Source organism: Paraburkholderia azotifigens (assembly GCF_007995085.1).
Taxonomy (GTDB): Bacteria; Pseudomonadota; Gammaproteobacteria; order Burkholderiales; family Burkholderiaceae; genus Paraburkholderia; species Paraburkholderia azotifigens.
Genome location: NZ_VOQS01000005.1, coordinates 1,473,808 through 1,487,017 on the forward strand (window position 1 = coordinate 1,473,808; position 13,210 = coordinate 1,487,017).

At 61.0% G+C, this 13,210-nt stretch carries 13 protein-coding genes and 1 pseudogene; 1 reads left to right on the forward strand and 13 read right to left on the reverse strand.

All coding sequences use genetic code 11. The annotated features are described in order from the left end of the window. Positions 1 to 44 precede the first annotated feature (44 nt). From gmd to FRZ40_RS45555, 3 genes and pseudogenes are all read right to left on the reverse strand, one after another. Positions 45 to 1,079: a GDP-mannose 4,6-dehydratase gene (gene gmd, locus FRZ40_RS38595; RefSeq protein WP_147237716.1), complete on the reverse strand. Its 1,035-nt coding sequence runs from the start codon at positions 1,077 to 1,079 to the stop codon at positions 45 to 47. 177 nt (positions 1,080 to 1,256) lie between these two features. Next, positions 1,257 to 2,450, reverse strand: a complete 1,194-nt coding sequence (locus FRZ40_RS45550) for a glycosyltransferase family 4 protein (RefSeq protein WP_420873943.1) — start codon at positions 2,448 to 2,450, stop codon at positions 1,257 to 1,259. Positions 2,451 to 2,645: 195 nt separating this feature from the next. Continuing rightward, positions 2,646 to 3,515: pseudogene (locus FRZ40_RS45555) on the reverse strand (mannose-1-phosphate guanylyltransferase); the annotation flags it as partial. A gap of 421 nt (positions 3,516 to 3,936) precedes the next feature. Between FRZ40_RS45555 and FRZ40_RS38605 the strand changes: the two are divergent. Continuing rightward, positions 3,937 to 4,518 (forward strand): phosphatase PAP2 family protein, encoded by a 582-nt coding sequence (locus tag FRZ40_RS38605; RefSeq protein ID WP_028366147.1) that lies wholly within the window; start codon positions 3,937 to 3,939, stop codon positions 4,516 to 4,518. A 29-nt stretch (positions 4,519 to 4,547) separates the two neighbouring features. Here the strand turns inward: FRZ40_RS38605 and FRZ40_RS38610 are convergent, their stop codons facing one another. The 10 genes from FRZ40_RS38610 to FRZ40_RS38655 form a co-directional block, all read right to left on the reverse strand. Continuing rightward, a complete protein-coding gene (locus tag FRZ40_RS38610) occupies positions 4,548 to 5,216 on the reverse strand; it encodes a helix-turn-helix domain-containing protein (RefSeq protein ID WP_147237720.1) in 669 nt (222 codons plus the stop codon). Between the two features lie 190 nt (positions 5,217 to 5,406). Further along, positions 5,407 to 6,408 (reverse strand): helix-turn-helix domain-containing protein, encoded by a 1,002-nt coding sequence (locus FRZ40_RS38615; protein WP_147237722.1) that lies wholly within the window; start codon positions 6,406 to 6,408, stop codon positions 5,407 to 5,409. 535 nt (positions 6,409 to 6,943) lie between these two features. Continuing rightward, on the reverse strand, positions 6,944 to 7,402 hold the full coding sequence (locus tag FRZ40_RS38620; protein ID WP_147237724.1) for a YaiI/YqxD family protein: 459 nt from the start codon (positions 7,400 to 7,402) through the stop codon (positions 6,944 to 6,946). A 72-nt stretch (positions 7,403 to 7,474) separates the two neighbouring features. Further along, complete coding sequence (locus tag FRZ40_RS38625) at positions 7,475 to 7,804, reverse strand: Rieske (2Fe-2S) protein (RefSeq protein WP_147237726.1); 330 nt, start codon at positions 7,802 to 7,804, stop codon at positions 7,475 to 7,477. After that, positions 7,801 to 8,112, reverse strand: a complete 312-nt coding sequence (locus FRZ40_RS38630) for a YciI family protein (protein WP_028366151.1) — start codon at positions 8,110 to 8,112, stop codon at positions 7,801 to 7,803. The genes FRZ40_RS38625 and FRZ40_RS38630 overlap by 4 nt, the downstream gene beginning before the upstream one ends. Further along, the gene (locus tag FRZ40_RS38635; RefSeq protein ID WP_147237728.1) at positions 8,109 to 9,002 is read right to left on the reverse strand and encodes an intradiol ring-cleavage dioxygenase; all 894 of its coding nucleotides are present in this window, start codon (positions 9,000 to 9,002) and stop codon (positions 8,109 to 8,111) included. Before FRZ40_RS38635 ends, FRZ40_RS38630 begins: the two co-directional genes overlap by 4 nt. Positions 9,003 to 9,027: 25 nt before the next feature. Next, the gene (locus FRZ40_RS38640; RefSeq protein WP_147237730.1) at positions 9,028 to 10,095 is read right to left on the reverse strand and encodes a maleylacetate reductase; all 1,068 of its coding nucleotides are present in this window, start codon (positions 10,093 to 10,095) and stop codon (positions 9,028 to 9,030) included. Between the two features lie 14 nt (positions 10,096 to 10,109). Then, positions 10,110 to 11,576 carry an aldehyde dehydrogenase family protein gene (locus FRZ40_RS38645; RefSeq protein ID WP_147237732.1) on the reverse strand — a complete coding sequence of 489 codons (1,467 nt, stop codon included), beginning with the start codon at positions 11,574 to 11,576 and terminating at the stop codon, positions 10,110 to 10,112. Between the two features lie 35 nt (positions 11,577 to 11,611). Next, positions 11,612 to 12,631 (reverse strand): hydroxyquinol 1,2-dioxygenase, encoded by a 1,020-nt coding sequence (locus FRZ40_RS38650; RefSeq protein ID WP_147237734.1) that lies wholly within the window; start codon positions 12,629 to 12,631, stop codon positions 11,612 to 11,614. Positions 12,632 to 12,675: 44 nt separating this feature from the next. Then, on the reverse strand, positions 12,676 to 13,179 hold the full coding sequence (locus FRZ40_RS38655; protein WP_147237735.1) for a cupin domain-containing protein: 504 nt from the start codon (positions 13,177 to 13,179) through the stop codon (positions 12,676 to 12,678). Between the last annotated feature and the right edge of the window lie 31 nt (positions 13,180 to 13,210).

Below are 13,210 nucleotides of genomic sequence, written 5' to 3' on the forward strand. Positions count from 1 at the left end.
CTAGAAGCAGATCGCTTGTTTGCGTATTCAATCCGACAGACGACTCAGAACGAGATGCCCTTCTCGTTGCGGGCCAGATCCGCGTCGACCATCATCTTGCAAAGATCTTCGAGCGAGGTCTTACACTCCCACCCCAGCTTTTCCTTTGCCTTTCCCGGATCGCCGACCAGAAGTTCCGCCTCCGCGGGACGATAGAACTTCGGATTGACGCGCACTCTCACCGTGCCGTTCGAGATGTCGATGCCCTCTTCCTGAGCGCCTCGGCCGCGCCACTCGATCTGCGTTCCCGCCGCCTTGAACGCCATCGTGACGAAGCGTCGAACCGTCTCCGTGCGGTTGGTCGCCAGCACGAAGGTCTCCGGTTCGTCGACCTGGAGCATGCGCCACATGCCGTGCACGTACTCCTTCGCAAAGCCCCAATCGCGTTTGACGTCGAGGTTGCCGAGTTCGAGCACATCCTGCTTTCCGAGCTTGATCTTCGCGACGGCATCGGTGATTTTTCGAGTGACGAATTCACGGCCACGCAATGGCGATTCGTGATTGAAGAGAATCCCCGGCGACGCGAAGATGTTGTACGACTCGCGATAGTTGATGGTCAGCCAGTGCGCGTAAAGCTTTGCCACGCCGTACGGACTGCGCGGGTAGAACGGCGTTTCCTCGTTTTGCGGCGCGCCCCCGACTCTCCCGAACATCTCGGACGTGGAAGCCTGGTAATAGCGAATGGATGAATCCAGTGTGCGGATCGATTCGAGAAGATGAAGCGCGCCCGCGCCTGTGATCTTCGAGGTCGTAACGGGCTGCTCGAATGAAGCGCCAACGTAGCTCTGCGCGGCCAGGTTATAGATTTCGCGTGGTTTGGTTTTCTCGATCAGCCGTATGGTCGCGCCCAGATCCGTCAAGTCGCATTCGACGAGATGAAGATTGGGGTGGCCCAGCACGCCAAGTTCTTCCATGCGCCAGAAATTCGACGTGCTCCTACTACGATAGGTACCAAACACCTCGTAGCCGCGCTCGAGCAGCAGTTGCGCAAGATAGGCGCCGTCCTGTCCGGTAATGCCCGTAACAAATGCATTCGTCAATTTCCTCTCCTTTGCCGGAATTGCACGGCAGGTTCGCGATGCACGGTCTAAAGCCTGGGTCGGATTCCTTTCGCTTTCAGGTCCATGGGTGCGCGCGAGCGCCGGCAATCTTCCGGCATGGGCGACGCGGGTGCGAATGGTTCTGAACGGCGGGGACGCGAAATGCGCCCAACCGCATCAACTGTTCTGCAGAATGCGTTGCGCCGCGTTGCCGGGCCATACGGGATCGAGTGAGGGGCCATGGCGACGTGAGCGCCTGCGGCTCGCCGCGATGGTCGTGCTTACCTCGTGCATGAACGCGTGCCTGAACGCCGCGACCGAAAAACGCTCAGCGTTTGCGCGGCACGCAGCGACACTCATTTGCTGCCGCTGGCGTTCGAAACATTCCACGGCTTCGAGCAGCGACGCAGCGCTTTGCTGAAAGAAGTGCACACCTGTCGGGTGCGGCTTGCCGATGGGCGTAACGGTTTCCAGCGCACCGCCTTTGCCAAATGCGATGACGGGCGTACCGCAAGCCTGCGCCTCGACGACCACAATGCCGAAGTCTTCTTCAGCCGCGAATACGAATGCCTTCGCGCGCTGCATATGGTCCTTCAAGACCGAAAATGGCTGGTAGCCGAGCAGCGTGATGTTCGGACCGGCCTGCGCGCGGATCTTCTCCATTTCCGGTCCATCGCCGATCACGACAAGACGGCGCGCCGGTGTTTTCGAAAACGCTTCGACGATCAGATCGACGCGCTTGTAAGGCACCAGCCGCGACGCAGTCAGATAGAAATCGTCTTTCTCGCTGCATGCGTCAAAACGCTCGACCTCGACGGGTGGCGCAATCACCGTTGCTTCGCGCCGATAGGTTTTCATCATCCGGCGCGCAACGAAATCCGAATTCGCGATCAGACTATCGACACCGTTGGCCGAGCGCGCGTCCCAGGTTCGCATGTAATGCAGCAGTGCACGCGCTGCCCAGGACTTCGGTCCGCGAGTCAAATGCGACTCGCGAAGATACTGATGCTGAAGATCCCACGCGTAGCGCATGGGCGAGTGCACATAGCTGACGTGGGTCTGGTCGGGCCCGACGAGCACGCCTTTTGCGACCGCATATGAACTCGTGATGACCAGATCATAAGCAGAGAGATCGAACTGCTCGATGGCAAGCGGCATCAGCGGAAGATAGGCACGATACCGGCGGCGCGCGAACGGCAAGCTCTGAATGAATGACGTCGTCACCGCCTTGCCGCAAACGGGATCGCGATCTTCGAGAAAGTCGACGAGACTGAAAAGATCTGCGTCGGGAAAGCACCGTATGATCTGCTCGAGTACTTTCTCTGCCCCGCCTGCCGTCACGAGCCAGTCGTGAACGATGGCCACCTTCATCTTCTGTAGATCCTCGCCCGTCAGGTAATCGCGGACGCGGTCGAACAGCGCGATCTCTTCATCGGCAAGCACACGTTGCTGAAGGACGCTACGCCGCGAATCCATGTGCAAACCGTCGACCGCTGCGCATGACGGTCCCAGATCGGCCCAGCCCGCGTCGAGCAGCACGACCACGCCAGGCGGAAGAGATTCGTCGATGCCAATCCGCTCCATCACGAGATGATCGATCGACGCAGGTGGCGACCGGTTGAAATGCTGCGGACTGACATAGAAGTACGGGGCGTCGCTCATGCCATTTTCGATTGCGTCTACGCAAGCCCGATACATGGCGGGCTGAAGTCGATTGACGGCATCGAGCCACACTCGCGCGCGCATAACGAAAATGCCGCTATTCCACCAGTAGCCGCCTGATTCCACGTAATGCACGGCCAGCTCGGCCGCCGGCTTCTCGACGAAGCGCTCGATGTTGCGCGCTGCGTCGGCGAGCGACGCACCAAACCGGATGTAGCCGAAACCCGTCTCTGCGCGTGTGGGCGGCACGCCCAGTGTCACGATCGCACCATCGGCGGCGTAGCGCGCTGCGATCAGGATCGCGCGCTGAAACGCCTCGACGTCGGCGATCGCGTCGTCGACGGGCATCGCGACGATGATCGGATCGGCGCCGTCACGCGCCAGCGCCGCTGCAGCAAGCGTCAGCGCGGGAGCGGTGTCGCGCCGCGCCGGTTCGACGACGATCGACGAATGAACGCCCGCGGCACGTGTCTGCTCCTCGGTAATGAATCGATGCTCGTCGCCGCATACCACCACGGGAACGGGAGCCAGCCGCCACGGACCGGCAAGGTTCTGCGTGCGCGCGACCGTCGCCTGCAACAGCGAATGGTTCCCAAGCAGACCGCCCAGCTGTTTCGGATACTGCTCTCTCGACATCGACCAAAGCCGCGTGCCAGCGCCGCCAGCCAGTATCACCGGCACCATCTCGACGGCACCCGGCTCCTGGAACAGATCGCTCTCGAAAGGATGGTGCCCGTCGTGCTTATCGATCATCTTTTCGTCACGCACGATCATGATTTGGACCCCTACGTGAATTATCGGGAACGACTAGCGCGATTGACTACTCGGGTTACAGGTCATGTGGAAACGTATGTATTGGCTGATTCTGTTCTGCGTTTATATGCAGTGCATCATACTTGACAGACCGCGCATCAATATTCGTTGGCCGAATCGTGCCCGACGTTGTCTGATCGGTTTGCATCGAAATTTCCCGTATGAACCTGGTCTTACTTCTCTCTTATAGGTTCGCGCGCATACGCTTCGCAGGTCGCAAAGCAGTGACACAAACAACAGATGAATAAATAATGTCTGCAAGGCTTGATCGCCGGGTTCTTTAGCATGTCGACATGCAGATGAGTGTTCATTTTCAAAACGAATTATTTCTTCGCACGCTCTGCAATACACTTAGGCGGTGCGAGAACCAGCGGGGCGACGAATGTGGATGGCGATCAGCAATCTGGGTGACGCGGCAATGACACTGCCGCTGGCCATCGTCTGCGTGGTTTGGCTGACCCGTTCGATGACGGGCTCGCGCGTGGCCTTCTCATGGTCCGTTCTGCTTGTCGCAGCGATGTTGCTCGTGGGTATCAGCAAGATTCTCTATGCCGGCTCCGGCATGCAGATCGAGGCAATCAACTTTCGCATGATCAGCGGACATACCATGCTGGCGTCGGCCGTATGGCCCATGTCGTTTCTGCTTACGCTGCACGACGGACGAGCAAACAGGCGGAGCGCGGCGTTGTGCTCCGGCATCGCCATAGCCGCGCTGATTGGCGTCTCACGTGTGTTCGACGAAGCGCACTCGGTGTCGGAGGTCATCGCGGGCTGGACCTTGGGTCTGCTCGTCACGGTCCTGTTGATGCGCCGGAAGCCGCCTCCGCTTCTGCCCACAAAGCTGCGCCCTTTCGTGGCGGGTTCGTTATTGACGGTGTCGGCCGTTGCGTATGGGCATCATGTCCCGATTCAGGCGGCAATCGACAGGTACTCGCCACTGCTTTGGACTGGCTTCGGCCGATGATGAACGAGCGCGAGCGTGCGGCACTCTTCTCAAGCCTCGACGAGTGCGCGCGAACTTTTTCCATTCTGAAGGCGGTATTCGGTAGGCGACATGCCAAACCGCTTTCGAAAGATCTTTGCAAGCCGGGTGCCGCTTGTCATGCCACAACGCCGCGCAATCTTGTCGACAGGCAGTTCGCTTTCGACAAGCAATTGACAGCTCTTCTGCAGTCGCGTTTGCAGCAGGTACTCGGAAGGCGTCATGCCGAACTCTTGCCGGAAGCGCCGTAAGAAATTGCGTTCGCTCATTGCAACCGTGCGCGCGACGTCGGCTACCGTGATGAGATGCTCCAGATTCGACTTTAGAAACGTCGCTGAGCTGTGAATCCGTTCAGGGATTCCCGCCTCGTCTGACGCAGAATCCCATTGCGTATGCGCTGCCCTTTCTCCGAACCGGAAATGTATCTCGACGGCTTGAGTACAATGCTCGGCGCTTCCCTCCGTCGACAGCCATCCTTCGACGAACATCTCATAGGGCGGCGGCCCCTGTCTTACGACGGAAGCAAGAAGGCGACAGGAAAATGGCCGGAGCAGCAACCGCAGCCCGTCGGCATTCGCGGACACCAATACGGACGAATCCGTCACCATGGGCACGGCACCCAGATCAACGGAGTACTGCCCGGTCACAAAACCCGAGTCCTTTCCTTCGAACTTGCTCATTTCGCATCCTTGATCGCGAAGCATGAATTACACATATCCACGTCACGCGAATGAAATATACGGAGCTTCGATCGAGCACCTGAAACAGAAGAACTTGCGTTGAACTCTTGAGCCGGTGCTACAGGCTAGCTATGAAAGCAGACGAATTGCAATCCACGGAGAAATCCATAAGCGTTTATGGCCGCGTAATCTAGATACCCGCTTCCAGCCGTGTTTTTATCCGGTACTCGGTCGGCGATACATTCAATTGCCGGCGAAATACCTTTGCGAGCCGATCGCCACTGCTCATGCCCGTATGCCGTGCGATCTTGTCGACGGGCAACTCGGAATGAGTCAACAGGCTGCAGACAATCGCAAACCGCGCGCGCATCAAATAAGCGGAAGGCGTGACACCCACGGCAATCTTGAAGCATCGCTGAAAATTGCGTGTACTCATGTCGACCACACGCGCTGCGTCTTCGATCGTGATCGAACGTTGGCAATTGTCTTTCAGCCAACGCGCGGCGACATGCACACGGTCGGCGGTATCGCGATCGGGACTGCCGCCCAGCAGAGACGGAAAGGCGGACAGCGTGTCGGGCATCACCTGTTTCGCGACGCTGCGTGCGCAATCGTCGCCGATATCGCGCTTGAGCAGGATCAGCGCGCCCTTCATCAGCTCGAGACGTACGCTTGTATGCTCTCGCTCCTCGCCCTCCGTCTCGCCCGCTCCGCCGTGCTCGACGCCGACGGATCGCGGCTCTGCATGTGCGCAGGCTGACCGAAACAGCCTGTGGCCCTCGCCGAGAGGCTGTACAGCGATCATGTTCGCGTGTACGCGACGCAGCCAGTTCACGATCCTTTCGTCGCGTGCGGCGGCACTCGCGCCCGTTCCATCGGAAACGAACAACGTATCGAAACCCACGCAGTGCCACGAATCCAGTCCATCCGTCCAGACGCAGATCGACGATGAACATCTCACGTTGCCGCCCGTAACGGACAGAAACCTGAGTTCATATCTCACGTTGCGATTCGCACTCGACGCGATTTCATTCGCCGCCTGAAAGATCTCGCCGAGCATGACCGTCACGGCAAATGAACAGTCTTCGAATAGCAGGATCGCCACGCGGCGCGTGACAGGCATGCAGCGCACATTGGGCTCGGGCAGTTGCACCCAATCCGTTAGCGCCGATTCCAGACTTGCACACGTCATGAGCCTTCCCCTTGACCATTGCGGGTATGGAAAGAACTGGGTAGATGCGCACGACCTGAGCGCACCCCTGGCTTTTTGAACGTTCAAGCGAATGTTGCTGCAACACGCTCGTCCTCTATCGCGGACGACGTAGTGTTGTCTCGGGAAATTTCACTGTTATTGCTGACCAGGAAAGGCTGTCATTACGGCGTGCTGTTCTTTGGATGCACCAACTGACAGCATTTCTGCTCCGCGGCCTTGCCATTCGAGACGCCGGACGCTCTGCGTCGAAACTGCTTTGTTTGCGGTGCATCATAGATGGGATGCTTTACGCATCCTTATGGATGTCGCGAATTTCCGATAGCTTGGCGGATGTTCCTACACTTTGTTTTAGTTTCGCCATCAATCGTCGTTCACGCGTGGGCTTTCTCCGCGTTAAAGCAATCTTCTGACGTAAAAGTACTTTGCTTGCACTGGCCGGATTTTTTGCACTGAACAAAAAATGGTGTCGCTTCGTATGTGTTCTGTCACACGCGCATCAGGCACGTCAGGCACGTCAACGAGGCGAAGCACGGTGGCGTGCAAGGAAGCGGTCCAGTTGCCCGGCGAACACCTTGCTGTCGTTGGCGGAATAAGGTGTCGGGCCGCCCGTCTCAATGCCTGAACTACGCAACTGGTCCATGACGTCGCGCATCGTGAGACGCTCCTGAATGTTCTCGCGGCTAAACCAGTTTCCGCGTGGATCGAGCACATGAGCGCCCTTGTCGAGAGCAGCGGCAGCGAGAGGAATGTCCGCCGTAATCACGAGGTCGCCGCTCTCAGCGAGTTCGACGATACGGTTATCGGCGGCGTCAAAGCCCGCAGGCACTTGTATGGCCTTGATAAAGCGGGAAGGCGGAGTACGCAGAAATTGATTCGCAACCAGCGTCACGCACACTTCAATGCGCCTCGAGGCCCGAAACAGCATCTCCTTGACGACGACCGGGCAGGCGTCTGCGTCAACCAGCACTTGCATCGAAGTATGACCCGTAGAGGAAAAGTGCCGTCATATTACTGCCTGCTCGCGTTTGAAGCGAACTCTGGATTTTCACAGACCCACGACAGACCACGTTGCATCGACGCGGACCTCGACTGCATCGAGCGCCGCCCCGGCACACGGCCCTTCGATACAGCGCCCGTCTTCGAAACGGAAAAGTGCGCTGTGATGTGCGCACATCAAAACCTGTCCGCGATAACACGATACCTGCCCTTCTTCGAAATCGAGTCGCACCGAGAAATGCGGGCAGCGATTCACATAGCCCCACACGCTGTCGCCGCGCCGCACGAGTATCACGGGCTGACCCGCGCGGTCCACGACGCGCGCACCGCCGTCGGGCACATCGCCGAGGCTGCACAGCCGCTGTGTATCGCCGTTCATACGCGCTGTTCCGGATTGCCGAGGCTCCAGTCCCACGGCCGCACCTCGACCCGCTCGAACAGCCCCGCCTGCATATAGGGATCGTTGCCGACGAACGCCATCACATCACCGATACCGTCCGCTTCGACGACGAGCAGCGTGCCGTTCATCGCGTCGCAATGCGGCGCGAGTGTCGGGCCGCCGAGCCGCACGAATACGCCGTGCGACGACGCGCTGCGCAAATACGCACGATGACTCGGCCGCATGCGCTCGCGGACTTCGCGCATCTGCGGCTTGTCGGTGGCAAACACCGCGAAGTAGCGTCTCATTGCGTTGCGCTCCCATCCAGAACGAAGTCGTATCGCGCTTCGCGATAGCTGCCGCTGAAGCCGAAGCGCCGCGCGAGTTCGTCGCTTGCGGAGCGTTCGTCGTATGCGACCATCAGCGAAGGCTTCACGCCGAACACGGCGTCCGATTGCAGATAGGGATCGTCCTTGTCGAACAGATGCGTGACGAGCGTGCGATAGTTCGGCGCCTTGATCATGAAATGCAGATGCGCGGGACGCCACGGATGCCGCCCCGTCGCTTCGAGCATCTGGCCCACGGGACCGTCAGTCGGAATCGGATAGCTGACAGGCACGATGGTCGTGATCGCATAGCGGCCGTCGGCGTCCGTGCGATACCGGCCGCGCAGATTGCCATGCGGCTGCGCCGTGTCCTGCCCGGAATACATGCCGTTGCCGGCCGTCTGCCACACGTCGAGCAACGCGCCCGCGACCGGCTCACCCGTGGTCGTCAATACGCGGCCATGCACGAGCGCGGGCACGCCGGCTGTGAAAGCCATGTTCTCGCCGTACGCGCGCTCCGGCATCCCTTCGATATAGAACGGCCCGAACACCGTCGTGTCGGTCGCGCCCGTGGCCAACCGGTGATTGATCGCGTCGACGAGCATCGACACGCCCAGCGTATCCGACAACAGGATGAACTCCTGCCGCACGAGGTCGTCGCACATCTTGCCCGTCGCGGTCAAAAAGCGGATAGCCGCCATCCACTCTTCTTCCGTCGGCTCCACTTCGCTTACGAATGCATGCATGTGCCGCACGAGGCTTTGCATCAGCGTGCGCAGCCGCGCATCTTCCGTGTTCGCGAAGCTTGCCACCACCTGCCCGGTCAGGGCTCGTTCGGCCTCTCGTTCGGCCTCTCGTTCGTCTATCGACATGTCTTCCTCCAGGTTCCCGCTGTGTTCAGGCAGGCGCTATGCCCTGCCATGCGCGCTGCAGCAGCGCGCGGATCGCGTCGCGCTCGATCGGGCGCGGATTCGCATACGGATTGCGGCACGCAAGCTCCGCGGCTTCGTCGAGGCCTTCTTCCGGCATGCCGATCTCCGCGAGCGACACGGGAATGCCGAGCGTGCGGTCCAGATCGTAGAGCAGCGGCCCGGCCTCGCTCGCGCGCTGTCCGCCGAGCGCCTGCGCAACGCGCGTCAACGCATCGGACGCAGCCTCGTGGTTGTAGTGTGCCGTATGCGGCAGCATCGCCGCATGCGTCTGCGCGTGCGGCAAGTTGAACGTGCCGCCGAGCGTATGACACAGCTTGTGATGCAGCGCCATGCCGACGGCACCCAGGCAGCTTCCCGCGAGCCACGCGCCGTACAGTGCGCGGCTGCGCGCGTCGGCATCGTCGGGCTTGCGCACGATGCCCGGCAACGCCGCGCCCAGCGCGCGGATCGACTCTTCTGCCATCAGGCTGATGACGGGATTCGCGTCTTGCGCATAGAGCGCTTCGACGGCATGCGCGATCGCATTGACGCCCGAGGCCGCCGAGATCGGCGGCGGCAACGTCAACGTGAGTGACGGGTCGTAGATCACCGTGCGCGGCAGCACGCGCATGTCGCGGCCCGTGCGCTTGACGCGCCCTTCCGTGAGTCCGTAGATCGGCGTCATCTCCGAGCCCGCATAGGTAGTCGGCACGGCGATGATGGGCAGCGGCGACTCCAGCGCGATCGCCTTGCCGAGCCCGATTGTCGAACCGCCGCCGACGGCAATGCAGCAGTCGGCGTCGAGCGCCGCGGCCGCTTCGCGCGCGGCGCGCGCCACGCCGACGGGCACATGCATCACCGCCTGCGCGTGCACGCCCGCGGCGCGCTCGCCCAGCACGCGCGCCACCTCGTCGGCCAAAGCGTGCTGTTCGGGCGTCGAGAGAATCAGCGCGCGCCGCGCGCCGAGCCGTTCGACTTCTGCGGGCAGTTGCGCAAGCGCGCCCCACTCGAACACCACGCGCGACGGCGTGCCCTGATAGACAAAGCCTTTCATCGCCGTCGTCCTCTTTAGCGCCTGAAATGCGGCGGCACCTTGCCGTCGACGTTGACCCACACCGAACGCGCTTCCGTGTAATCGTGCATCGCCTCGTAGCCCATTTCGCGCCCATAGCCCGACTGTCCGACGCCGCCGAACGGACTACCCGGATTCACGCGCTTATAGCAGTTGATCCAGCACATGCCCGCTTGAATCTGCGCCGCCGTGCGATGTGCGCGCGAGAGATCGCGTGTCCACAGGCCGCTGCCGAGTCCATAATCGGTGCCATTCGCGATCTGCAGCGCTTCTTCATCGCTGCCGAAACGCAGCACCGTGACGAACGGCCCGAACACTTCTTCCTGCGCGATGCGGTCTTGCGGGGTCTTCGCTTCGACCACCGTGGGCCGCACATAGTAGCCGTTCGCGAGCGACGCATCCTGCGGCGCGGTCCCGCCCGTCAGCACGCGCCCGCCCTGCTCGCGCGCCACGTCGACATAGGCTTTGACGCGCTCCAGATGCTGCAGCGACGTGAGCGGTCCCATTTCCGTTTCCGGGTCGAGCGGATTGCCGACGCGGATCGACGCAGCGAGCGCGACGAAACGCTCGAGGAACTCATCAGCGATGCGCTCGTGCAGGATCAGCCGCGAGCCGGCGATGCACGCCTGCCCCTGGTTGTGGAAGATCGCCCATGCTGCGCCGTTGATCGCGGCGTCGAGATCGGCGTCTTCGAACACGATGTTCGCGCCCTTGCCGCCAAGTTCGAGCTGCACGCGCTTCAGATTGCCTTGCGATGCTTCGACGATGCGGCGCCCTGTCGCCGTCGAGCCCGTGAACGCAATCTTGCCGACGCCCGGATGTTCCGCGAGCCGCTGGCCCGCAGTGTTGCCGTAACCCGGCACGATGTTCACGACGCCATCGGGAAAGCCCACTTCGGCCATCAGCTCGACGATGCGCAGCGTGGACAGCGGCGTGATCTCCGAGGGCTTCAGCACGACGGTATTGCCCGCAGCGAGCGCCGGGCCCATTTTCCAGCTGGTGAACATCAGCGGGAAATTCCACGGCACGATCTGGCCGACCACGCCGATCGGCGCCCGCTGCACGTAGTTGAGAAAGCCCGTTTCGACGGGAATCACTGAGCCCTGCAGCTTGTCGGCCATGCCGCCGAAATAGCGGAAGCATGCGGCGGTGCGCGGTACGTCGAGCGCGCGCGAATCGCGGATGGGGTGACCCGTGTCGAGCGATTCGAGCTGCGCGAGTTCTTCCGCATTCGCTTCGATGGCGTCGGCGAGACGCAGCAGCAAGCGCCCGCGATCGGCGGCAGCCATGCCCGACCACTTCGGAAACGCACGCGTCGCGGCAGCAACGGCAAGATCGACGTCAGTGGCCGTGGCGGCCGCGATCTTCGTGATCAGCGAGCCGTCGTGCGGATTGAGCACGTCGATCGTGCCGCCTTCGGCAGCGTCGGTGAAGCGGCCGTCGATAAAGAGTTGGTTTTGCATGAGAAGTCCTTGATTCAAAGCGGGCGCGCCGTTATTCAGAAGTCGACGGGATACGGCTTCAGTTCGCCGCTTTCATAACGTTTCGGCAAATTCGGCGTCGCGTTCTCCCACACGAGCAGCATCGAGCGCTTGGTCGAATAGCCTTGATGGCGGATGTCGGCGGGCATCGCGCAGATGTCGCCCGCGCGCATCGTGATGCGGGCGCGCGGCGCACCCGTGTTCTTGTCGCCAATGTCCCAGACGATTTCATCCGACAGCTGCAAGAACCATTCGACGCGGTCGTTGCCGTGAAAGACGGGCAGGATGTATTCCTCCGTGGTCGGACAGAACAGGCTCTGGCCGCACACCGACGTCACCGACGGATTCCACGTGACATCCGAACGCGACAGATACTTGAACAGATTGACCGCATGCAATTGCCCTTCGAAGCCGGGCTCGACATGCACTTCGGGCTCGTCTTGCGATACATCGGCAAACGCGCGGTTGATGGGCAGATCGTCGCGCAGCGGCGAATCGCCTTCGAGTCCCGGCATGCGGCGCGTGGCGATGCGCGTGCGTTCGATCGCGGCGTCGTTGTCGCCATGCTTGCGGCCGAATGCCGTGCCCGTTTCCTCGGGTGCGGCGAACGGATCGAAGCCTTCGTTGGTCCAGTCGTGCAGGATCGCCTTGAAGGTCGCCATGATAGTCGGCGTTTCGAAGGTCTCCATGTAGTCGACGCCCGCTTCCTTCATGATGCCGTTGAACGAGCCCGCGTAAATGTCCACCTTGCCGTAGTGATTGCGCGTGCCGAACACGTGATCGAAATTCACCCAGCCGTAGAAGAAGCCCCATGCGACGTCGCGCATCATCGCGCGCAGGAAGGCGTCGGCGGGCACGGCGTGGGTACGGGTCTGGCCTTTCGCGGGCCAGTTGATCTTGACGAAATACTCGTCGCGAAGAAATTCGAATGCACCGAGCGTGAAGCGCTTGTAGCCGGTGACGGGATCGGGTTCGCTCGCCTTGACGGTGTCAGCTGCGAAGCCGGCGGGATGATCGAGCGTATCGAGAGTAGCCATGTCGTGTCTCCTGATGTTGTGTGCGATGGGTGCGCGAACGCGTGTCAGTGCAGGCAGATGTCCGCCCACTTCTCGACTGACAGCTTGCCGAGCATCGTTTGCACGAGCGCCACACCGGGCTTCTGCGCACTGAAGCGATACGCGCAGCCCGCGGGCAGCAGCGCCTGATGGCCACGGCGCAGCACGACATGTCCCATCGCGCGGCCTGCTGGCGGCTCGCCCTCGTTCGACGCGTAGACGGAGCCCGCGACGTTCTGCGGCGGCGTATCGAGCTTGATGAAATCGATGCGCACTTCGCCGTCCATCAAGATCGCGAACTCGTCGTGCGAACTCGCAAACCAGCGCGACGGCCCTTCCGTGCGCAGCACTTCGATCACATAGTCGAGGTTCTTGCCTGCTACGACTTTCTCGTAAGGCGCGGATGTCGAGGCGATTTCGAAGATGTTGGAGAACACGTAGTGGCGCGCAGAGCCACTCGTGATTTCGATTTCGCCTTTGCGATAGCGGTCGAGAGACCCAAAGAAGGTGTGATACGACGCGTCGGTCATTGCTGTCTCCATCGTTCGGAAAGTTGTTGGA

What these genes read in the sequence shown, in the direction of transcription:
- FRZ40_RS38630 (WP_028366151.1), bottom strand. Translation starts at nt 8,112, where the DNA reads ATGAGACGCTACTTCGCGGTGTTTGCCACCGACAAGCCGCAGATGCGC.
- FRZ40_RS45550 (WP_420873943.1), bottom strand. Translation starts at nt 2,450, where the DNA reads ATGAAGGTGGCCATCGTTCACGACTGGCTCGTGACGGCAGGCGGGGCA.
- FRZ40_RS38625 (WP_147237726.1), bottom strand. Translation starts at nt 7,804, where the DNA reads ATGAACGGCGATACACAGCGGCTGTGCAGCCTCGGCGATGTGCCCGAC.
- FRZ40_RS38650 (WP_147237734.1), bottom strand. Translation starts at nt 12,631, where the DNA reads ATGGCTACTCTCGATACGCTCGATCATCCCGCCGGCTTCGCAGCTGAC.
- FRZ40_RS38610 (WP_147237720.1), bottom strand. Translation starts at nt 5,216, where the DNA reads ATGAGCAAGTTCGAAGGAAAGGACTCGGGTTTTGTGACCGGGCAGTAC.
- FRZ40_RS38620 (WP_147237724.1), bottom strand. Translation starts at nt 7,402, where the DNA reads ATGCAAGTGCTGGTTGACGCAGACGCCTGCCCGGTCGTCGTCAAGGAG.
- FRZ40_RS38605 (WP_028366147.1), top strand. Translation starts at nt 3,937, where the DNA reads ATGTGGATGGCGATCAGCAATCTGGGTGACGCGGCAATGACACTGCCG.
- FRZ40_RS38645 (WP_147237732.1), bottom strand. Translation starts at nt 11,576, where the DNA reads ATGCAAAACCAACTCTTTATCGACGGCCGCTTCACCGACGCTGCCGAA.
- FRZ40_RS38655 (WP_147237735.1), bottom strand. Translation starts at nt 13,179, where the DNA reads ATGACCGACGCGTCGTATCACACCTTCTTTGGGTCTCTCGACCGCTAT.
- FRZ40_RS38640 (WP_147237730.1), bottom strand. Translation starts at nt 10,095, where the DNA reads ATGAAAGGCTTTGTCTATCAGGGCACGCCGTCGCGCGTGGTGTTCGAG.
- FRZ40_RS38635 (WP_147237728.1), bottom strand. Translation starts at nt 9,002, where the DNA reads ATGTCGATAGACGAACGAGAGGCCGAACGAGAGGCCGAACGAGCCCTG.
- FRZ40_RS38615 (WP_147237722.1), bottom strand. Translation starts at nt 6,408, where the DNA reads ATGACGTGTGCAAGTCTGGAATCGGCGCTAACGGATTGGGTGCAACTG.